15 protein-coding genes and 2 pseudogenes are annotated in these 20,920 nt (G+C 72.9%); 12 read left to right on the top strand and 5 right to left on the bottom strand.

Annotated features, from left to right (window positions below; all coding sequences use genetic code 11):
* Positions 1–143: 143 nt before the first annotated feature.
* Positions 144–2,657, top strand: a complete 2,514-nt coding sequence (locus AB0G84_RS18660) for a DUF3516 domain-containing protein (RefSeq protein WP_361321442.1) — start codon at positions 144–146, stop codon at positions 2,655–2,657.
* A 52-nt stretch (positions 2,658–2,709) separates the two neighbouring features.
* A pseudogene (locus AB0G84_RS18655) lies at positions 2,710–3,572 on the top strand (acyl-CoA thioesterase II).
* Between the two features lie 155 nt (positions 3,573–3,727).
* On the opposite strand, the pseudogene AB0G84_RS18650 reads toward AB0G84_RS18655, so the two are convergent.
* Together AB0G84_RS18650 and AB0G84_RS18645 are read right to left on the bottom strand one after the other, a co-directional pair.
* Positions 3,728–4,414: pseudogene (locus AB0G84_RS18650) on the bottom strand (DUF6397 family protein); the annotation flags it as partial.
* A 103-nt stretch (positions 4,415–4,517) separates the two neighbouring features.
* The gene (locus AB0G84_RS18645; protein WP_361321440.1) at positions 4,518–4,937 is read right to left on the bottom strand and encodes a roadblock/LC7 domain-containing protein; all 420 of its coding nucleotides are present in this window, start codon (positions 4,935–4,937) and stop codon (positions 4,518–4,520) included.
* A gap of 169 nt (positions 4,938–5,106) precedes the next feature.
* Between AB0G84_RS18645 and AB0G84_RS18640 the strand changes: the two genes are divergently transcribed.
* The gene (locus AB0G84_RS18640; protein ID WP_361321438.1) at positions 5,107–5,535 is read left to right on the top strand and encodes a PPOX class F420-dependent oxidoreductase; all 429 of its coding nucleotides are present in this window, start codon (positions 5,107–5,109) and stop codon (positions 5,533–5,535) included.
* A gap of 214 nt (positions 5,536–5,749) precedes the next feature.
* On the opposite strand, the gene AB0G84_RS18635 is transcribed toward AB0G84_RS18640, so the two are convergent.
* Positions 5,750–6,364, bottom strand: a complete 615-nt coding sequence (locus AB0G84_RS18635; protein WP_361321436.1) for an ATP/GTP-binding protein — start codon at positions 6,362–6,364, stop codon at positions 5,750–5,752.
* 260 nt (positions 6,365–6,624) lie between these two features.
* On the opposite strand from AB0G84_RS18635, the gene AB0G84_RS18630 reads away from it, so the two are divergent.
* The 3 genes from AB0G84_RS18630 to AB0G84_RS18620 are packed head-to-tail and all read left to right on the top strand — an operon-like array spanning position 6,625 to position 8,716.
* The gene (locus tag AB0G84_RS18630; protein WP_361321434.1) at positions 6,625–6,894 is read left to right on the top strand and encodes a hypothetical protein; all 270 of its coding nucleotides are present in this window, start codon (positions 6,625–6,627) and stop codon (positions 6,892–6,894) included.
* Between the two features lie 35 nt (positions 6,895–6,929).
* Positions 6,930–8,108 (top strand): cytosine permease, encoded by a 1,179-nt coding sequence (locus AB0G84_RS18625; protein WP_361321432.1) that lies wholly within the window; start codon positions 6,930–6,932, stop codon positions 8,106–8,108.
* Complete coding sequence (locus AB0G84_RS18620) at positions 8,105–8,716, top strand: methyltransferase domain-containing protein (RefSeq protein WP_361321430.1); 612 nt, start codon at positions 8,105–8,107, stop codon at positions 8,714–8,716. Before AB0G84_RS18625 ends, AB0G84_RS18620 begins: the two co-directional genes overlap by 4 nt.
* A gap of 22 nt (positions 8,717–8,738) precedes the next feature.
* On the opposite strand, the gene AB0G84_RS18615 is transcribed toward AB0G84_RS18620, so the two are convergent.
* Positions 8,739–9,635, bottom strand: coding sequence for an oxygenase MpaB family protein (locus tag AB0G84_RS18615; RefSeq protein WP_361321428.1), 897 nt, complete (start codon positions 9,633–9,635; stop codon positions 8,739–8,741).
* A gap of 369 nt (positions 9,636–10,004) precedes the next feature.
* Between AB0G84_RS18615 and AB0G84_RS18610 the strand changes: the two genes are divergently transcribed.
* Positions 10,005–10,790, top strand: a complete 786-nt coding sequence (locus tag AB0G84_RS18610; RefSeq protein ID WP_361321426.1) for a hypothetical protein — start codon at positions 10,005–10,007, stop codon at positions 10,788–10,790.
* 153 nt (positions 10,791–10,943) lie between these two features.
* On the opposite strand, the gene AB0G84_RS18605 is transcribed toward AB0G84_RS18610, so the two are convergent.
* The gene (locus tag AB0G84_RS18605) at positions 10,944–11,126 is read right to left on the bottom strand and encodes a hypothetical protein (protein WP_361321424.1); all 183 of its coding nucleotides are present in this window, start codon (positions 11,124–11,126) and stop codon (positions 10,944–10,946) included.
* A gap of 144 nt (positions 11,127–11,270) precedes the next feature.
* Here AB0G84_RS18605 and AB0G84_RS18600 point away from each other — a divergent pair, with 144 nt between their 5' ends.
* The 5 genes from AB0G84_RS18600 (at position 11,271) to AB0G84_RS18580 (ending at position 20,920) form a co-directional block, all read left to right on the top strand.
* Entirely contained in the window at positions 11,271–14,222 is a 2,952-nt protein-coding gene (locus tag AB0G84_RS18600; protein WP_361321422.1) for a DEAD/DEAH box helicase, read from the top strand.
* Positions 14,219–15,520 (top strand): SWF or SNF family helicase, encoded by a 1,302-nt coding sequence (locus AB0G84_RS18595; protein ID WP_361321420.1) that lies wholly within the window; start codon positions 14,219–14,221, stop codon positions 15,518–15,520. Before AB0G84_RS18600 ends, AB0G84_RS18595 begins: the two co-directional genes overlap by 4 nt.
* A gap of 305 nt (positions 15,521–15,825) precedes the next feature.
* Positions 15,826–18,840: a glycoside hydrolase family 2 TIM barrel-domain containing protein gene (locus AB0G84_RS18590; RefSeq protein WP_361321418.1), complete on the top strand. Its 3,015-nt coding sequence runs from the start codon at positions 15,826–15,828 to the stop codon at positions 18,838–18,840.
* A gap of 189 nt (positions 18,841–19,029) precedes the next feature.
* Positions 19,030–19,953, top strand: coding sequence for a homocysteine S-methyltransferase (gene mmuM, locus AB0G84_RS18585; RefSeq protein WP_361321416.1), 924 nt, complete (start codon positions 19,030–19,032; stop codon positions 19,951–19,953).
* 169 nt (positions 19,954–20,122) lie between these two features.
* A complete protein-coding gene (locus AB0G84_RS18580; protein WP_361321414.1) occupies positions 20,123–20,920 on the top strand; it encodes a basic amino acid ABC transporter substrate-binding protein in 798 nt (265 codons plus the stop codon).

The following is a 20,920-nucleotide window of genomic DNA, read 5'->3' as shown; positions in this document are numbered from 1 at the left end:
GTCACTTCGCGGCAGCTTCGGGAGAACAGGGCCGGCGGGGGCGGGTACGGTGGGGGGGGACCGCGGGTCCGTTGATCTTGGGTTGTGGGGCGCCCTGGTCGCCGGTTCACTGATCCGGGCCGAAGACAGGCAGTATGGGGGGCGTGACCCTCATCGATCATCTGCCGAACGACGCCGACCCCGATGCCCTCTTCGAAGCCTTCTCGGGCTGGGCCGAGCAGCAGGGCATCTCGCTCTATCCCGCCCAGGAAGAGGCGTTGATCGAGGTGGTCTCGGGGGCCAACGTCATCCTGTCCACCCCCACCGGCTCCGGCAAGAGCATGGTGGCCGCCGGCGCACACTTCACCGCGCTCGCCAATGACCAGGTCACCTTCTACACCGCACCGATCAAGGCACTGGTGTCGGAGAAGTTCTTCGACCTCTGCAAGCTGTTCGGCACCGAGAACGTGGGCATGCTCACCGGCGACGCCTCAGTGAATGCCGATGCGCCGGTCATCTGCTGCACCGCCGAGGTCCTGGCCTCGATCGCGCTCCGGGACGGCAAGGACGCCGACATCGGCCAGGTCGTGATGGACGAGTTCCATTTCTACGCCGAGCCGGACCGCGGCTGGGCCTGGCAGATCCCGCTGCTGGAGCTGCCACAGGCGCAGTTCATCCTGATGTCGGCGACGCTCGGCGATATGTCGCGCTTCGAGGAGGACCTGACCCGGCGCACCGGAAAGCCGACGTCGGTGGTGCGTTCGGCGACCCGGCCGGTGCCGTTGTCGTACGAGTACCGGACCACGGGGCTGACGGAGACGCTCACCGAGCTGCTGGAAACCCGCCAGTCCCCCGTCTACATCGTGCACTTCACCCAGGCCGCCGCCGTGGAGCGGGCTCAGGCGCTGATGAGCATCAATATGTGCACGCGGGCCGAGAAGGACGAGATCGCCCAGCTGATCGGGAACTTCCGGTTCACCACGAAGTTCGGCAGGAATCTGTCGCGGTACGTCCGCCACGGCATCGGGGTGCACCACGCCGGCATGCTGCCGAAGTACCGCAGGCTGGTGGAGAAGCTGGCGCAGGCCGGCCTGTTGAAGGTGATCTGCGGAACGGACACCCTGGGCGTGGGCGTCAATGTGCCCATCCGCACGGTGTTGTTCACCGCGCTGACCAAGTACGACGGGTCGCGGGTGCGGACGCTGCGGGCACGGGAGTTCCATCAGATCGCAGGGCGGGCCGGCCGGGCGGGCTTCGACACGGCGGGCTTCGTGGTGGCGCAGGCTCCCGAGCATGTCGTGGAGAACGAGAAGGCGCTGGCCAAGGCGGGCGACGACCCGAAGAAGCGGCGGAAGGTGGTCCGCAAGAAGGCCCCCGAGGGCTTTGTCAATTGGACCGAGAACACCTTCGAGAAGCTGATCGCCTCCGATCCGGAGCCACTGACCTCGCGCTTCCGGGTGACGCACACGATGCTGCTGTCGGTGATCGCCCGGCCCGGCAATGCCTTCGATGCGATGCGCACGCTCCTTGAGGACAATCACGAGCCGCGCAAGAACCAGCTGAAGCACATCCGGCGCGCCATCGCGATCTATCGGTCGCTGGTGGACGGCGGGATCGTGGAGCGGCTGGCCGAGCCGGACGCGGAGGGCCGGATCGTCCGACTGACGGTCGACCTGCAGCAGGACTTCGCGCTCAACCAGCCGCTGTCGACGTTCGCGCTGGCCGCGTTCGATCTGCTCGACCCCGAGTCGCCTTCCTACGCCCTGGACATGGTGTCGGTGGTGGAGTCCACGCTGGACGACCCCCGGCAGATCCTCGCGGCGCAGCAGAACAAGGCGCGCGGCGAGGCGGTGGCCCAGATGAAGGCCGACGGCGTCGAGTACGAAGAGCGCATGGAACGGCTCATGGACGTCGAGTACCCCAAGCCGCTGGAAGAAGTGCTCTCCCATGCGTACGGGTTGTACCGCAAGAGCCACCCATGGGTCGGTGACCATCCGCTGTCGCCGAAGTCGGTCATCCGCGATATGTACGAGCGCGCGATGACCTTCACGGAGTTCACGTCCCACTACGAGCTGGCGCGCACCGAGGGCATCGTGCTGCGCTACCTGGCGAGCGCGTTCAAGGCGCTGGACCACACCGTGCCGGACGATCTGAAGTCCGAGGACTTCGAGGACATCATCGCCTGGTTGGGCGAGATGGTGCGGCAGGTCGACTCCAGTCTGCTGGACGAGTGGGAGCAGCTCGCCAACCCCGAGGAGGAGACGGCGGAGCAGGCGCAGGAGCGCGCGGATCAGGTCCGGCCGGTCACCGCCAATGCGCGGGCGTTCCGGGTGCTGGTGCGCAATGCGATGTTCCGGCGGGTGGAGCTGGCGGCGCTGGACAAGGTCGAGGAGCTCGGCGAGCTGGACGCCGATTCCGGCTGGGACGCGGATGCCTGGGGTGAGGCACTGGATGCCTACTGGGACGAGTACGAGGAGCTGGGCACCGGGCCGGATGCGCGGGGACCGAAGCTGCTGCAGATCCAGGAGGACGCCGAGCACGGGCTGTGGAAGGTGCGGCAGACTTTCGCCGACCCGAACGGCGATCACGACTGGGGCATCTCCGCGGAGGTGGATCTCGCCGCCTCCGACGAGGAGGGGCGCGCAGTGGTGCGGGTGACGGACGTGGGTCAGATGTAAGGCGGCGGCTTCGCCCGAGGCCGCCGAGGGATGTGACGGAGGGCCACCGGTCATGACGAATCCTGCGGAGAAGCTGGTCGACCTGCTGGATCTTGAGCAGATCGAGGTGAACATCTTCCGGGGCCGCAGTCCGCAGGAGAGTCTCCAGCGGGTCTTCGGCGGACAGGTCGCGGGGCAGGCGCTGGTCGCTGCCGGGCGGACCACGGAGGGGGACCGCCCGGTGCATTCGCTCCATGCGTACTTCCTGCGGCCGGGCCGGCCGGGCGTGCCGATCGTGTACCTGGTGGAGCGGGTGCGCGATGGGCGTTCCTTCACCACACGCCGTGTGGTGGCCGTCCAGGAGGGGCGCACGATTTTCAATCTGACCGCTTCCTTTCACAAGCCGGAGCCCGGCTTCGATCATCAGTTGCCGATGCGTCGGGTGGTGCCCGATCCGGAGGAGCTGCCGAGGGTCACGGAGGAGATCCGGGAGCACCTGGGCGGGCTGCCCGAGGCGCTGGAGAACATGGCACGCCGGCAGCCGTTCGACATCCGGTACGTCGACCGGCTGCGGTGGACGCCCGAAGAGGTCGAGGGAGCGGAGCCGCGCAGCGCGGTGTGGATGCGGGCGGTCGGGCCGCTGGGCGACGATCCGCTCGTCCACACCTGCGCGCTGACGTATGCCAGCGATATGACGCTGCTGGATGCGGTGCGCATCCCGGTCGAGCCGCTCTGGGGCCCGCGTGGCTTCGACATGGCGTCGCTGGACCATGCGATGTGGTTCCACCGGCCGTTCCGTGCGGACGAGTGGTTCCTCTACGACCAGGAGTCGCCGATCGCCACCGGAGGGCGAGGGCTGGCCCGTGGCCGGATCTACGACCGGGAGGGCAGGATGCTGTCTCGGTCGTCCAGGAGGGACTCTTCCGGGCGCTGTAGGGAGGCGTCCGGCCGCCCCAGGAGGGCCTGTTCGGGAAGCCGGGTGGTAGGCCCGGGCGGTCGCCGGAGCGGGCGGCGGTCGGTGTCCGCAGACGCCCGGGCTCATCCCTGCGGGCCCTTTCGAGGGTCCGGGTGAGGTGGACGCGGTACCAGAGCACCTCGTCGAACTCGTCGGCCGTCACCACCCGTTCGAAGGCGTCGCGGGCCGCCGGGGTGGCGGTGATGACCGTGGCGAAGGCGGGCCGCAGCCGGCGCAGCAGGGCCCTCTCTACCGGGTTTCCGGCGACCGAGGCGAGCTCCTCGGGCGGGAGGACGGCGGCGAGCACCGCCGCCGTTTCCCAGGGGTCTTCGGTCTGCCCCATGAGCTGGGCGACTCTACGGCTGCGCCATTGGCGTGCCCGCCAGTCCTGTCCGCCGGCGAGCATCACCCGCATCGCGGCGGGGGTGTTGCCCCGCAGCAGGGCGGGCTCGCGGTCGGCGAAGTCGGTGACCTCGGCCGCGAGGTAGAGCCAGACCACGGCTCCGTAGCGGTTCACATAGAACCGGACGGGGGCGAAGCAGCCTGCCCGGGTGAGTCGTAGGACGCGGCCGGGACCGATGCCCATCAGCTCGGCGGCCTCATTGGTGCTGACCGTGCGGATGCGTTCGCGGAGGGCCTCCGGGAAGCCGGGCTCGGCTCGCAACCGGGCGATCTCCGCCACCGGGACGCGGCGTCGGCCGGGCGGTCCGCCGGTGCCCGGCCGGTCCTCGTCACCGGCCGGGAGGGTTCGTACTTCGCCGAGCTGAGTGGCGAGCTCGAACTCACCGCTCCTGAGCTCCAGTTCGCGGGCCGCTCGGCCCATCGTGAGCGTCTGCTGCCCGTCGCACATCACTGTCATGCCGGTTCCCCCACCACTCGGTCGATCACTGACAGTGACGACCATAGCGGCGGTCAGGCACAGTGCGTCAACCTCGACCGCCGACCTGTGGATAACTCTCCGGCTGGCGGACCGCGACACCCAGATGCTCGCCCACGCGGTTGACCAACAGGGTCATTTCGTAGGCGATCTGGCCCATGTCGGCGTCGGCGCGGGCCAGCACGCACAGGCAGCTGCCGTCGCCCGCCGCCGTCACGAACAGCATCCCGTCGTCGAACTCGATCATGGTCTGGCGCACCCGCCCGACCTGGAAGTGGAGCGCCGAGCCCTTCGCGAGGCTGTGCAGCCCCGAGGCGACCGCGGCGAGGTGCTCGGAGTCCTCCCGCCCCAGCCCCTCGCTGGCGCCGGTCACCAGCCCGTCGTTGGAGAGCACCAGCGCGTGCCGGACCTTCTCCACCCGCTTGGTCAGATCGTCCAGCAGCCAGTCGAGTCCGCTGCTCAGTGCCATTGCCGCTTCCTCCCCGTGTTCCCGTCGGCGCGCCCGGCCGGACGGCAGTTGACGGTCCGTCCGCAGACCGCCGTGCCAGCCTGTCCCACCTCCGCCGTCTCGGCAAGCGGCCCGGCGGCCCGGCGTGCCGGCCGGCACGGGTCCGCGCCCCGCGGGGAGGATGTCCTGCATGGCACACAAGATGACGAAGGACGAGTGGCAGAGGTTCCTTTCCGAGGGCACCCGCACCGGCAAACTGGCGACGGTACGGGCCGACGGCAGTCCGCACCTGGCCCCGGTGTGGTTCCTGCTGGACGGCGACCAGCTGGTGTTCAACACGGGGGCGGAGACGGTCAAGGGCCGCAATCTGGCCCGTGACGGCAGGATGGCGCTGTGCGTCGACGACGAGCGGCCGCCGTTCGCCTTCGTGACCGTGCAGGGTACGGCGGAGGTCAGCGACGACCTTGCCGAGGTACGTCACTGGGCGACCAGGATCGCGGCCCGCTACATGGGCGAGGACCGCGCGGAGGAGTACGGCGCCCGCAACGGCGTGCCGGGCGAGGTGGTGGTCCGGGTGAGGGTCGAGAAGGTGGTGGCCCTCGCCGCGGTCGCGGACTGACGTGCGCGTGGCGCGGCGGCGGGCACGGCCCGGGCGGCGCGCGTGACGCGAGCGGCGGGCGGGGCGCCGGCGGCGTACGGGACACGGGCGCGGGGCGCGGGGCGCGGGCAGCGTACGGGACACGGGGCACAGTTCTTCCGGTGTCCACGGACCCTCCGGCGTCCGCGCCACACCCAGCACAGCCCCGTCCCGCCCCGCCCCGCCCCTGCGACGGTCAGCCCACCGAATCCAGGATCCGGGCCGCCCTCCGGCGCCCCGCGTGTTCGACGAGCCGGACCAGCACTTCCTTGCCGGAGTCGCGGTCCCTTGCGTCGCAGAGCACAACCGGGGTGCCGCGGTCGAGGTCGAGCGCGCGGGCGACCTCGTCGGCCCCGTAAGAACCGGCATCGGCAAAGCAGTTGACGGCCACCAGGAAGGGGATGGCGCGGCGCTCGAAGTAGTCGACCGCCGGGAAGCAGTCCTGCAGCCGCCGGGTGTCGGCCAGTACCACGGCCCCCAGAGCGCCCTCGGAGAGGTCGTCCCACAGAAACCAGAAACGATCCTGCCCCGGGGTGCCGAAGAGGTAGAGGGAGAGTCCCTGTCGGATGGTGATGCGGCCGAAGTCCATCGCCACGGTGGTGGTGGCCTTCCGGTCCACTCCCCCGGTGTCGTCCACGGCCTCGCCCGCCTCGGTGAGCCCTTCCTCGGTGTGCAGCGGGCGGATCTCACTGACCGAGCCCACCAGGGTCGTCTTGCCCACACCGAATCCGCCCGCGACTAAGATCTTCAGGGCGAGGTCGGGGTCGAGGTCCGGGGCGGTGCCGTCCTGGGCCCCTGATGCGGCATTCATCGGCCGTCTCCTTCAGGATGCGGGTCCTGCGCGTCACGGGGTGTGCGGATGCATGGCTCGGCGGAAGGAGCCTTCGGCGGCAGAGCGCCGTCCGAAATCCATGGCGAGGACCGTACCGCCCGATCATCCGGATTTCCTCGGATTCGACAAAGCCGCTAGCCGATCCGATCAAGAACCCCACGGACCTTGCCCTTCGTGATATTCGGTCAGCAGTACGGGGATCCCCTCCCGTATGGCAGCCGGTACGGGATCATGTGCGGATGACGCAGCAGCAGTCGCGGGAGCGGAGCGAACCGTCCGCGGTGCCCCCTGCCCCGGCGCGCGCCGTGGAACGCCACGGTCTCGACGCGGTGCCCGAGGACGAGCGGCACGGCACCGCCCGGTCCCTGTTCTGGCCCTGGGCCGCATCGGGGCTGTCGCTGCTGGGCATCGCCTACGGGATCTACCTGATGGGCCTCGGTCTGTCCCCCGTGCAGGCCCTCGTCACCGGGACCGTCGGCTATAGCTCTCCTTCCTGCTGGTCGGTCTGATCGCGACGGCGGGGGCGCGCACGGGTGCGCCGACCATGGCCCTCAGCCGGGTGCCGTTCGGGGCGCAGGGCAACAAGCTGCCGACCCTGTTCAGTTATGTGTCCAATGTCGGCTGGGAGACCGTGCTGGTCGCGCTCTCCTCACTGGGCGGCGCCGCGGTGCTGGCGCGCGTGGCGCCCGGGGCCTTCGCCCGGTCCGACGGGCGAACGGCGACCACGGCGGCGCAGGCGCTGTGCTTCGCGGTGACCGCCGTCGCCGTCGTGGTCGTCGGGATCTTCGGGCATGCGCTGATCATGACGGTGCAGAAGTACCTGACCTGGACGATCGCCGTACTGACCGTGGTGTACATGGCCCTGATGGCGGACCGTGTCGAGCTGTCCGCCCTCGGGGGCGGAACCTGGGGCGGCCCGGGCGCCATGGTCGGCGGTGTGGTGTTCGCGATGACGCTGTTGGGGCTGGGCTGGGTCAACTGCGGCGCCGACTACAGCCGTTACCTGCCGAGGACGACCAGCGGCCGGGCGATCACCGGGTGGACGACGCTGGGCGGGGTGCTGCCCCCGCTGGTGCTGCTGGCCTTCGGGGTGCTGCTGAACGCCGGCGCCCCCGAGCTGGCCGGGGCGGCCGCCGCCGATCCCGTGAGCGCCCTCGCGGCGCAGCTGCCGACCTGGTTCCTGGTGCCGTACCTCCTCACCGCCGTCGGAGGTTTCGCCTCCGGGGCGATCATGGACATCTACAGTTCGGGGATGGCGCTGCTGGCGCTGGGCGTCCCGGTGCGCCGGCATCTGGCGGTCCTGGTGGACGGTGCACTGATGGCCGTCGGCGGCTGGTACCTGCTGTTCGTCTCGCCGGGCTTCTTCGCGACCTTCCAGGCGTTCCTCTCCGTCATCGGGGTGGCGATGGCCGCCTGGACGGCGGTGTTCCTGGTGGAGCAGTGGCGCCGCCGGCGCACCGGCTTCGCCCCGCAGGGCCCGCGGGCCCTGGGGTGGCCGGCCGTGTTCTCACTGGTCGTCGCCACCGTCGTCGGACTCGGCCTGATCACCTCCGCCGATCCGCACCTGGCGAAGGCGGTGGGGTTCCTGCTCACCGACAGCGCGGCACGGGGCACACTGGGCGCCATGAACCTCGGTGTCGTGGTGGCGCTGGTGGTCGCGGGCGCCCTCTACGCCGGCACCGCCGCCCTCGCGGACCGTACCGCCCCCGAAGGAGCCCGATGACCGACCGCCATGGCAACCGGCCGCACGAGGTCCGGGAGTTCTTCGGGGCGCGCGCCGCCCACTGGGACGCGAAGTTCCCCGACGACGGTCCCGCCTACGCCGCGGGCGTCGCCGCGCTGGGGCTCCGGCAGGGCGAGCGGGTCCTGGACGCCGGCTGTGGCACCGGGCGTGCGCTGCCCGCGCTGCGCGAGGCCGTGGGGCCGCGCGGGACGGTGCTGGGCGCCGATCTGACGCCCGAGATGCTGCGGGCCGCCGTCCGGGCCGGGCGGGACGCCCTCGGGACGCTGCTGCTGGCCGATGTGACCCGGCTGCCGCTGCCCGGCGCGGCGCTGGACACCGTCTTCGCCGCGGGACTGCTGTCCCACCTGCCGGACCCGGCGGGCGGTATGGCCGAACTGGCCAGGGTCGTGCGCCCCGGTGGCCAGCTGGCGCTCTTCCACCCCATCGGGCGGGCGGCCCTCGCCGCGCGCAAGGGCCATCCGCTCACCCCGGACGACCTGAGGGCGGAGCCGCAGCTACGGCCGCTGCTGGCCGGCAGCGGCTGGGAGTTGATCCGTTACGAGGACCGGGACTCCCGCTATCTGGCGCTGGCCGTCCGCCGGGGGTGACGCCGGGTGCCGCGTCCTGCCGTCAGGACGCCGCCGGGCCCTCTGGGTGGAGGACCGGGCAACTGCCGGTGCGGCGGGCGGTGGGGAAAGTGCCCAGCTCCGCCACCCGGAAGCCGTCCGGGTAGCCCTTGATCTCGGGGTTCTGCCGGGCGTAGTGCGGGGTGCGGCGGGGCGGCAGGAGCCGTACGGCCCTGGCGCGCAGCTTGAGCGCACCGCGTACGGCCATGCGGACCGCCGGCTTCGGCCGGTCGTAGCGGAAGGCGTCGAGCAGCGTGTCGTCCAGGAGGGCCTTGCTCGCGCCGCGCACCACCGGGGCGAGGGGGCCGTACCAGCCGGCCATCAGGTCCAAGGTGGCGTCCGACACCCGCCGGGCGCCCTCGTCCCAGGCGAAGTGCGCGGCCTCGTAGGAGTCCAGGCACTGCTCGAACTCCTCGTAGGTCTGCGGGAGTTCGCTGATGCCCAGATGGCGCCCGAGGGTGCGGTAGTACGCGGCGACCGCCGCCCGCTCGGGTGCGGTCAGCCGCCGCCAGCCGTACTCGTCGAGCCAGCGCTTGGGCGTCACCACGAAGGTGCACAGGACATAGCGCATGTCGTCGTTGCTGATGTCGTAGCTGCGGTGCATCTGGTTGATGCGGCGGATCGCCGTGCGGCCGTCCTCACCGTCGAAGCCGTGCTCCAGTACGGCGTCCAGGAGGAGGGCGGTGTCGTCGTAGCGCTTCTGCGTACGGTCGGTCAGCTCGGCCGTCCCGGCGAGCAGACGGCCGATGCTGGGCACGGCATAGGTGCGGTAGAGCGCGAGCTCCAGGGCCCGGGTGATGTCCCAGGGGAATTCGTGGGTGGCGATGATGCGGTAGATCGTCAAGAAGTCGCGCTCGGGGTCGAGCCGCCGGATCTCCTTCAACCAGTCGTAGCGCCGCACCTGACACCTGTCCCTTCGCTCGTTGGAGCCGCAATTTTACGCGCGGGGGCAGCACTTGAGAGACGGCGACGGGCGCCAAGTCGGCCAGCGCACGGCCGAGCAAGGCCGGATCCGGACGGTGGGACCGCACCACGGCGGGGCCTGCTGCTCGGCGGGGCAGGCCGGGCGCCCGCCCGACGCGACGCAGCGGGCGGTGCCTCGGGCCCAGGTGGCCGGCGGCGACCTCCGGTCGGCCGTCCCGGGCGGGCATACCCCCGGGTCCGGCGGCGGTGGAAACCCGGAGGTGCAGCGTACGGCTGATGACAAGGCCCTGCCTGGCCAATTAAGGTGCGCCGACGTACACCGCGACGGATGGATGGGGAGGCCTGCGTGCCCACGACCGAGAGCGCCGACAACGACCAGTTGTTCGTGCTGACGGCGGTGCTGCTGACACCCGCGCAGTTCCCGAGCGTGCTCGGCGACGACTACCCGGAGGTGTGCGCGGGCCTCGGCCTGGAACCGTACGCGGAGGGCTACGGGCTGGTCCTCGGCCAGGACGGGTCGGGGGCGCGCTGGACCGTGGCCACGGAGGACGTGTCGCTGGTGGCCTGCGCGATCGCCGCCTGGGACTGCGGGATGGAGTACGACCTCTCGCCCGGCGAGGACAGCATCGTCGGGGCGCTCCCCGGGTGGCCACTGGCGCTGGCGGTCGCCGCGCCGGGGGTGCCGCAGCCGCACGACCCCGCCCCGCAGGAGGGCGATCCGATGCCGCTGGCCCCGCCGGACGCCACCACGTGGGGACCCGCCCAACGGCGGCTGGGGGCGGACGAGATCGCCCTGCAGTGGGCGGCGTGGCGCGAACAGGTGGAGGACGGGGACGTCAGCTTCGCGGAGCCGGGGGACGCGGCGCACCAGGGGGTGCGGCGGGTGCTGGCGGAGGCCCGCGGCTACCTGGCCGAACCGCCGCCGCCGGGCCGGGTGCGGTCATCGTTCGCGGCCGGTGAGGCGCGCACGCTGCGGGTCGACGGGCCCGGCTGGAGCATGGTCGCGCGCACCGACGACATCGCGTTCGTGCTGCTGGACGAGGAGCCCGGCGAGGTGCATCCGGTGGGGCGCGGGCCGGAACTGCCCGGTCTGCTAGCGTCGCTCGACGAGCTGGCGGCCCGGCCGGTCTGACGGCTGAACCGGGGCCCGGCGACGGCACCGGACCCCGCGCCACGGCGGGGTCCGGGTTACAGCGGGGCCGGGTTACAGGGGCCCGGTCGTAACGGAACCCGGTCCCAGCGGGGCCCGGTCGCAACAGGGTCCGCGCGCGGCGGGCCCGTCGGTTCAGCGGCCGAGCTCCTTGCGGCCGACCCGGCGCAGCCGGCGCCGCTGGGAGGGGTCGAGGGTCAGATATGCGACGGCCGGGATCCCGACCATGACCAGTAGGGCCGCCCAGAAGGGCAGCAGCCACAGCAGGATCACTCCCACCGCGACGCCGCCGATCGCGACCTTCGCCTGAGTGGACATCCTTCACACCCCTTCCGCGGCGCACTCCGCCGCTGTGTACTCCATTGAACGCCGTTTTCCCGTCGCAGGTTCCCTGCGGCGTTCCGTCGTCGGGTACTCTCGGGCGCTCCGGACTCAGTAATCAAACTTGAGGAGTCTTGGCCCGTGACGCTCGCCCCCGCGGCTCCACCCCCTCACCCCTCCTCGGTCACCCCCACGCAAGGCGCCGCGCTCGCCCGCTGCGCGGCGGTCTTCCTTCCGTCGGATCCACCGCGTAGCGGGCGGATCGCCTTCTGGCGCCCCAGTGGTGACAGCCTGGCGGACCTCCCCGGCGGCCCCTCGACGGTGACCGGGATCGAGGTGGTCCTGCCGGACGAGGAGGGCGGCGTCAGCGGGTACGAGGTACCGGCTCTGGTGCTGTCGGTCGCCGACGCGGTGCCACTACTGACCCGCGCGCGGGCCACCCGGGGCACGCATCCGGCCGCGGCCTTCTGGGGAGCCGCCACCGTCCTCGCCCTCCAGCTGGCCGCGCGCGGCCGGCTGCTGCCCGGGGTGAGCCCCGACGGGCACGACGCCTATCGGGTGGGGCCGCTGGACCCGGCCGACATCGAGCGGTGTCGCCGGCTCGCCGCCACCATGCCGCCGTACGCCCACGCCGTCGCACTGCCGGGGCCCGGCCCGCTGCGGCTGCCCGACCCCGAACGGCACACCCGGGCCTTCCTCGACGCGGTGGCGGACGGGCTGCCGCGCTCCCCCGCCGCGGCGCTGGTCACCGGCGCACCGGCGTTCGCGGCACCGAACCCGCAGCACATCCCCGAACAGCGCGCCTGGGCCGCGGACATCGCCGCGGGACACGACGCGGGCGTAGGGATCTCGCTGCGGGTGACGGTGCACGGGGCGCACGGGCCGGTCGGGCACGACGGGGCGCCGGTGACCGAGGTCGAGGGGGCGCTGTCCTTCACCGCGGTCCTCCAGGTGCACAGCCTCACCGACCCGGCGCTGGTGGCCGACGCCGCCGAGCTCTGGGCCGGGTCGTCGCCCGCGGGGCAGGCGTTCGGGCCGCGGGCGCGGAGGGACACCCTGCTCGCCCTGCGGCGGGCGGCCGGTGCCTGGCCACCGCTTGCCCCCTTGTTGTCCGCGGCGGTGCCCGATGCGCTGGAACTCGCCGACGAGGAGGTCGCCGAACTGCTCGGGCCGGCCGGCCGTGCGCTGGCCGCCGCGGGGGTGCGGATCCACTGGCCGAAGGCGCTGGCGCGCACGCTGACCGGCCGGGCCGTGGTCGGGCCGCCCGACGGCGCGGACGGCGGCGGCCCGGACGGGGCGGAGTCGGGACTGCCGTCCCTGTTGTCGGCCGAGGCGATGCTGTCGTTCAGCTGGCGGTTCGCGGTGGGCGACCAGGAGGTCGACCGGGCGGAGCTGGACCGGCTGGCCGAGGCGGGGCGCCCGCTGGTCCGGCTGCGCGACCAGTGGGTGCTGATCGACCCGGAGGCGCTGCGGGTGGCCCGGGAGCGCCGGGACCGCATGATCACACCGCTCGCCGCGCTGGGTGCCGCGCTCACCGGGAGCGCGGAGGTCGGGCGCGGTGAGCGGGTGGAGGTCACCGCCTCCGGGTGGCTCGCCCGGCTGCGCGAGCGCCTCGCCGACCCCGAGGGCGGGGACGCCGCGCCCGTCGGGCCGCCCGCGGCGCTCGCCGCGACGCTCCGCGACTACCAACTGCGCGGACTGGCCTGGCTGCACCGGATGACCTCCCTGGGCCTGGGGGCCTGTCTCGCCGATGACATGGGACTGGGCAAGACGATCACGCTGATCGCGCTCCATCTGCACCGGCAGGCCATTCCCGGAGCGGCCGGTCCCACCCTCGTGGTCTGCCCCGCCTCCCTGCTGGGCAACTGGCAGCGGGAGATCGAGAAGTTCGCGCCGGGCACGCCGGTGCACCGCTTCCACGCCGGGCGGCGCAGCCTGGCCCGGCCGGCGGACGGCGGGTTCGTGCTCACCACGTACGGGACGATGCGGCTGGACGCCGGCAAGCTGGCGGAGGTGGACTGGGGCCTGGTCGTCGCGGACGAGGCACAGCACGTCAAGAACCCCTCCTCGGCGACCGCCAGGGCGCTGCGGACCCTGCCCGCGCGGGCCCGGGTGGCGCTCACCGGCACCCCGGTGGAGAACAACCTCTCCGAGCTCTGGGCGATCCTGGACTGGACCACGCCCGGGCTGCTGGGGCCGCTGGGGCGGTTCCGCAGCCACTACGCCCAGGTGGTCGAGGGCGGTACGGGGGCCTCCCCGGAGGCCGGGGCGGCGGCCGACCGACTGTCCCGGCTGGTACGGCCGTTCCTGCTGCGCCGCCGCAAGTCCGATCCGGGCATCGCGCCGGAGCTGCCGCCCAAGACCGAGACCGACCGGGCGGTGTCGCTGACCCGCGAACAGGCCGGGCTGTACGAGGCGGTGGTGCGCGAGGGACTTTCGGAGATCGCCGGGACGGACGGGTTCGCCCGCCGTGGCCTGGTAGTCAAGCTGCTCACCTCGCTCAAGCAGATCTGCAACCACCCCGCCCAGTTCCTCAAGGAGGCCGATCCGCACATCCCGGGCCGCTCGGGCAAAGTGGAACTGCTCGACGAGCTGCTGGAGACCCTGCTCGCCGAGGGGGCGAGCGTGCTGGTCTTCACGCAGTACGTACAGATGGCGCGGTTGCTGGAGGCGCATCTGGGGGCGCGCGGGGTACCCACCCAGCTGCTGCACGGCGGCACGCCGGTGGCCCGGCGCGAGGAGATGGTGCACCGCTTCCAGGAGGGCGCGGCGCCGGTGTTCCTGCTGTCGCTGAAGGCGGCGGGGACCGGGCTGAACCTCACCCGGGCCACGCACGTCGTGCACTTCGACCGCTGGTGGAACCCGGCCGTCGAGGCCCAGGCCACCGACCGGGCCCACCGCATCGGGCAGACCCGGCCGGTGCAGGTCCACCGGATCGTCACGGAGGGCACGGTGGAGGACCGGATCGCCGAACTGCTCTGCCGCAAGCAGCAGTTGGCGGATGCGGTGCTGGGATCGGGCGAGGCCGGGCTGACCGGGCTCACCGACTCCGAGCTGGCGGACCTGGTCGCACTGGGAGGGAGCGAGCGATGACCGGACACCACGATGACACCGCCGGCGGGAGCGAGCGGACCTTCGCCGCGCTGCCCCCGGCCCGCGGCGGCGCCCTCGTACGGAGCTGGTGGGGGCATGCCTGGCTCAAGGCCCTGGCGGACACGGCGCTGGACAGGGAGCAGGTGAAGCGGGGACGGCGGCATGCGCGGGCCGGTGCGGTGGGCGCGGTGTCGGTGCGTCCGGGGCGGATCACCGCGGTCGTCCAGGACCGCGACGGCACCCGGCACCGCGCCGATGTGCTGTGGCAGCAGCTGGACGCCTCGGCGTGGGACCGCCTGCTGGACCTGGTCGCGGACCGGGCCGGGCACCTCGCGGCGCTGCTGGACGGAGACCTGCCGCCGGTGCTGGTCGAGGACGCGTCCACCGCCGGGGTCGAACTGCTGCCGGGCATCGGGGATGTGGAGCCCGAGTGCGACTGTGGTGCGTGGGACCACTGTGCGCACTCGCTCGCGCTGTGCCATCAGGTGGCGCGGCTGCTGGACCAGGACCCGTTCGTGCTGCTGCTGTTGCGGGGGCGCGGGGAGCGGGAGCTGCTCGACGCACTGCAGGAGCGCAGCGCGGCGTGGGCGGCGGCCCCACCGGGACGGGAGGCGGACCCGGAGCGGGTCGATGCCGGGGTGCCGGCGGCCGAGGCGTATGCGGCGCGGGACGTCCTGCCGCCGCTGCCCGCGCCACCGCCGCCGGTCGAGGTGCCGGGCACGGCACCGGCGCTGGGCGGCGGTGCTCCGCCCGCGCCCGGGGTGTCGGTGCCCGCGCTGGAGTTCCTGATCGGGGACGCGGCGGCGCGTGCCCGGCGACTGCTGGCGGAGGCGCTCTCGCCCCGGCACCCGGACACTCCGCCGCCCCCGGAGCTGACGCCCGATCAGGATGCCGTACGACTGGCCGCGGCCGGCCCCGGGGAGGCGCTCTCGGCACGGCTGGCGGCCGGTACCCGGCGGGACCCGCAGGACCTGGCACTGGCCGTACGCGCCTGGCGGCTGGGGGGTGCGGCGGGGCTGGCGGTACTGGCGGAGGAATGGACTCCGGATCCTGCGGAGTTGGCCCGGGCGGCCGGCCGGCTCGCCGCCGCCCAGGAGGACGGCGAGGCCGACGGGGCCGGGGCGTGGCGGTGGGCGTCCGGGAACCGCTGGACGACGGCCGACGGCGAGGCCCAGCTGCGCTACGGGCGGGACGGCCGCTGGTGGCCGTACCGCGACGAGGACGGCCGGTGGGCACCGGCCGGGCCACCGGCGGACGACCCGGCGGGCGCGCTGGCGGCGCTGGCGCCCGACGGCTGAGGCCGGACGGGCGGCGGGGGGGCGGGGCGGGCCGGACACCGCCCCACCGGACACCGCCCCACCGAGCTCCGCCCTTCCGGGCGCCGCCCCCACCGAGCTCCGTCCCACCGGAGGCCACCTCGCCCGAGGCCACCCCGCCGGAGGCCGCCCCCACCGGAGGCCGGCCGCCGAGCGCCGGGCGGTCCGCTCCGGGCGCCCCGATTGGCCCGGTCCAATCCTCGCCATCCGGCTGCGCGGGGTCTCCGGTCGTGGTTCGCTGAACCGGATCCCCCACGCCAGGCACGTCGCCCGCAGCAGGAGGACCCGTGACCGGTACGTCACCGCACGCGCCCACACCCATGCCGTACGACCAGCCGCAACCGACCGCCGACGGGACGGAGGGCGCCGCCCGCCACTCCGGCCGCCAGGGCCCCGACCACGCCCGGTACTTCGAGGACCGCTCACCCGGCAGCGGGGTGCTGCCACCGCGCGCCTGGTACCCGACATCGGACGCCGCCCGGCTCTCGTTGCAGGGCACCTGGCGGTTCCGACTGTCGGTGAGCGCCGAAGCGGAGGACGACGGCTTCGCACGGCCGGACTACGACGACGGCCCGTGGCCGGAGATCCGGGTGCCCGGCACCTGGGCGCTCCAGGGATTCGGTGCTCCCTGGTACACCAACACCGCCTACCCCTTTCCGGTCGACCCACCGCGGGTGCCGGACGAGAACCCGACCGGCGACCACCGCCATGTCTTCGACCTGCCCGGCGGCTGGGGCGAGGGGCCCGCCGTGCTGCACTTCGCCGGGGTGGAGTCCTGCGCCCGGGTGTGGCTCAACGGCCGGGAGCTGGGGCACTTCAAAGGCAGCCGGCTGCCGCACGAGTTCGAGGTGGGGCCTCTGCTGCGGCCGCGGCGCAATGTGCTGGCGGTGCGGGTCCACCAGTGGTCGTCGGGCAGCTACCTGGAGGACCAGGACCAGTGGTGGCTGCCGGGCGTCTTCCGGGACGTATGGCTACAGCGCCGTCCCGAGGGAGCGGTCACTGATCACTTCGTCCATGCGGGGTTCGACCACCGCACCGGGCAGGGCACGCTGCGGGTGGAGTGCGCCCCGGCCGGGCGGGTGTCCGTACCGGAGCTGGGGCTCGATCTGGCGACCGGGGAGAGCGCGACGGTGCCGGTGCGCCCCTGGACCGCCGAGCAGCCGCACCTCTACGAAGGAGAGCTGGTCACCGTAGGAGAAACGATCCCGCTGCGGATCGGCTTCCGTACCGTGTGCGTCGAGGACGGGCTGCTGAAGGTCAACGGCCGCCGGATCCTGCTGCGCGGCGTCAACCGGCACGAGTTCCATCCGCGCACCGGTCGCACCGTCGACCCCGAGACCAGGCGCCGCGATCTGCTGCTGATGAAGCGGCACAACATCAACGCGGTGCGCACCAGCCACTATCCGCCCGACCCGGCGTTCCTCGACCTCTGCGACGAGCTGGGGCTGTGGGTGATCGACGAGTGCGATCTGGAGACGCACGGATTCGCCCAACAGGGCTGGCGGGACAACCCCGTCGACGACGAACGCTGGGAGCCGGCCCTGCTCGACCGGGCCCGGCGGATGGTCGAGCGGGACAAGAACCACCCCAGCGTGGTGCTGTGGTCGCTGGGCAACGAGTGCGGCACCGGCCGCGGACTGTCCGCGATGGCCGCCTGGATGCGCGAGCGCGACCCGTCCCGCCCGCTGCATTACGAGGGCGACCGCAGCTGCGCGGACACCGACGTCTACTCCCGGATGTACGCCGACCACACCGAGGTGGAGCGGATCGGACGGCGCACCGAGGCACCGCTGTCCGACCCCGAGCTCGACCGCAGACGGCGCCGCCTCCCCTTCCTGCTGTGCGAGTACGCGCATGCGATGGGCAACGGGCCGGGCGGACTGAGCGAGTACCAGCGGCTGTTCGAGCGGTACGAGCGGTGCCAGGGCGGGTTCGTGTGGGAGTGGATCGACCATGGGCTGCGGCAGCGGACACCGGACGGGGCGGTGTTCCACGCGTACGGCGGCGACTTCGGCGAGGAGCTGCACGACGGGAACTTCGTCTGTGACGGGCTGGTCTTCCCCGACCGGGTGCCCTCCCCGGGGCTCACCGAGTTCAAGAAGGTCATCGAGCCGGTGCGGATCGAGGGCGGGACCGGCGCCGGTGGGTGCGGCACGGTCCGGATCACCAACCGGTACGACTTCGCCGGCCTGGAGCACCTGGAATTCCGCTGGCGGTACGAGGTGGAGGGCGAGGGGCGCGGCCACGGCTGGCTGACGGTGCCTCCGTTGGCCCCCGGGGAGTCGGCCGAGGTGGCGCTGCCGTCGGTGCCGGACGGGACGGACGAGGGGCGGGAGGCGGTGTGGACGGTGTGCGCCGTGCTGGCCGCCGACTGTGCGTGGGCGCCCGCGGGGCACGAGGTCGCCTGGGGGCAGCTGCCGGCCGGCCCGCGCCCGGCCCGCGCCGTCCCGGTGGCCACCGCCACTCCGCGCCGGGGCGAGGGCAATGTGATCGTCCTCGGGCCGGGGACGTTCGACGCCACCACCGGCGTGCTGGGCTATCTGGACGGCGTGCAGATCGGCGGTCCCCGGCTGGACGTGTGGCGGGCGCCGACCGACAACGACGAGGCCGCGCCCTGGCAGCCGGAGCCGCGGCCGGCCACCGAGTGGCGGCGGTTGGGCCTGCACCGGATGCGGCACCGCACCCTGTCCGTCGCACCCGGGCCGGGCGGCCTGGTGGTGCGTACCCGGGTCGCGCCGGCCGGCTCCCCGCTGGCGCTGCACGCGGTCCACCGCTGGACGGCCCGGCGTGATCTGCTGCGGCTGGACCTGAGCGTCGATCCCGAGGGCGACTGGCCGGTGCCGCTGCCCCGGCTCGGGGTCCGGATGGCGGTGAGCGGCAGCCTCGGGTTCGTGGAGTGGTTCGGCGGCGGGCCCGGCGAGGGCTATCCGGACACCCGGGCGGCGGCCCGGCTCGGCCGCTGGTCGATGCCGGTGGAGGCGCTGCAGACCCCGTACGTCCGGCCGCAGGAGAACGGTGCCCGGCCCGGGGTGCGCTGGGCGGAGCTGACCCGCGCGGACGGCTCTGGCCTGCGGATCGAGGGGGACCCGGACTTCTTCCTCACCGTCCGCCGCTGGTCCGACGAGGAGTTGACCGCGGCCCGGCACACCACGGACCTGTGGCCCGGCGAGGACCTGTGGCTGCACCTGGACCATGCGCAGCACGGCATGGGCAGCCAGTCGTGCGGGCCGGGGGTGCTGCCGCAGCACCGGCTGGAGGTGGCGCCGGCCCGGTTCTCGTTCGTCTTCTGCTCGCTGCGCTGAGCGTGGGGGTCCTCCTCGCGGTGCTGGCGTTGGTCTCCTCCTCGCTGCGCCGGGTGGCCGCCGCCTCGGACGTGCGGCGGGCGGCCAGGGCGCTGTCAGCGGCCGGTGCGCTGTCAGCGGCCGGCGCTACGCTCGGGAAGCGGGCTCGTCCCCGCCGTTCCGTTCGCAGCACCGAAAGGCCCCCGCACCATGGTCAGCACCTCCCCGCCGCTCGCCGACGCCCTCGCCGCGGGGCCGGTGGTCCTCGACGGCGGGCTGTCCAACGAGCTGGAGGCGGCCGGGCACGACCTGAGCGATGCGCTGTGGTCGGCCCGGCTGCTGGCCGAGGAGCCGGAGGCGGTGGTGCGGGCCCATCGGACGTACTACGCCGCGGGAGCGCAGGTCGCGATCACCTCCAGCTATCAGGCGACGTTCGAGGGCTTCGCACGGCACGGCATCGGCCCGGCGGAGACCGCGGAACTGCTGGCGCGGAGTGTGGAGCTGGCCCGGGCGGCGGCCGGACGGGCGGCGGCGGAGGACGGGGTCGCCGGGCCGCTGTATGTGGCTGCGTCCGCCGGGCCCTACGGCGCGATGCTGGCGGACGGCTCCGAGTACCGCGGCCGCTACGGCCTGTCGGTGGCGGAGCTGGAGCGGTTCCATCGGCCGCGCCTGGAGGCGCTGGCCGCCGCGCGGCCCGATGTGCTGGCGCTGGAGACGGTGCCGGACAGCGACGAGGCCCGGGCGCTGCTGCGGGCGGTGCGCGGGCTGGGGGTGCCGGCGTACCTGTCGTACAGCGTCGCGGGGGACCGTACGCGGGCCGGGCAGCCGCTGGCGGAGGCGTTCGCGCTCGCCGCGGAGGCGGACGAGATCATCGCGGTGGGGGTGAACTGCTGCGCGCCGGACGACGCGGACCGGGCGGTGGCCCTGGCGTCGAGGATCACGGGCAAACCAGTGGTGGTCTACCCCAACAGCGGGGAGAGCTGGGACGCCGGGGCGCGGGCCTGGCGGGGCCGGCCGGAGTTCGGTGCGGAGCGGGTGGTGCGGTGGGCCGCGGACGGCGCCCGGCTGATCGGCGGCTGCTGCCGGGTGGGCCCCGGGACCATTGCCGAGCTGGCGGCCGTCCTCGGCCGCTGACCGGCGGGGACGCAACAGGACCGGCGGTCGGTTCGGGCCGGTGTGCGGGCCGAAGGCGTTACACAGACGCAACCGACGCGGACGGGGTCAACGCTCGTGGCCGGTGGCAGGATGCAGCCAACCCGCAGGATGCACGGTTGGGTTGCTGATCACCTGCCCTGGAGGCCCCGTGTCCGCTCGCTCCGCGTTGCCCGTCATAGCCGTTGCCGCGACCCTCACCGTCCTCGCGGGGTGCACCAGCACCGCGTCCAGCGGGAAGCAGGGTTCCGGTGGGCTGCAGCTGCTCTCCCCCGGGACCCTCAAGACCTGCACGCACCTTCCCTACGCCCCGTTCCAGGTGAAGAAGGACGGCAAGGTCGTCGGGTTCGATGTGGACCTGGTGGATCTGGTCGCCAAGGATCTCGGCGTCCAGCAGGAGATCGTCAACACGCCGTTCGAAGGCATCGAGACCGGCGAGGACTTCACCATCCGCAAATGCGACCTGGCCGCGGCCGGCATGACCATCACGCCGGCCCGGGAAAAGGTGATGGACTTCTCCGATCCGTACTTCAACGCCACCCAGGCACTGCTGACGAAGAAGGGAAAGCCCTACAAGAAGGTCGAGGACCTCAAGGGCAAGAAACTCGGATACCAGAAGGCCACCACCGGCGGGATCTACGCCAAGGACCACGGCAAGGGCGTCCAGCTGGTGGAGTTCGAGGATCTGGGACTGCTGCTGACCGCCGTGAAGTCCGGCCGGGTCGATGCCGGCATCAATGACAACGGTGTGCTCTTCGACTATGTGAAGCAGAATCCCGACACCGCCGTCACCGCGGAGTTCAACACCGGGGAGCACTACGGCATCGGTGTGCGCACCGGCAATGACGCACTGCGCAAGAAGATCAACGCGGTGCTGAAGAAGGCGAAATCCGACGGGACCTACAACCGCCTCTACAAGAAGTGGTTCGGCACCACTCCGCAGAGCTGA

Origin of the sequence: Streptomyces sp. NPDC020742, from assembly GCF_040641675.1 — a bacterium.
In the GTDB taxonomy this organism is placed as follows: Bacteria; Actinomycetota; Actinomycetes; order Streptomycetales; family Streptomycetaceae; genus Streptomyces.
This window is presented reverse-complemented; position numbering and strand designations above follow the sequence as displayed.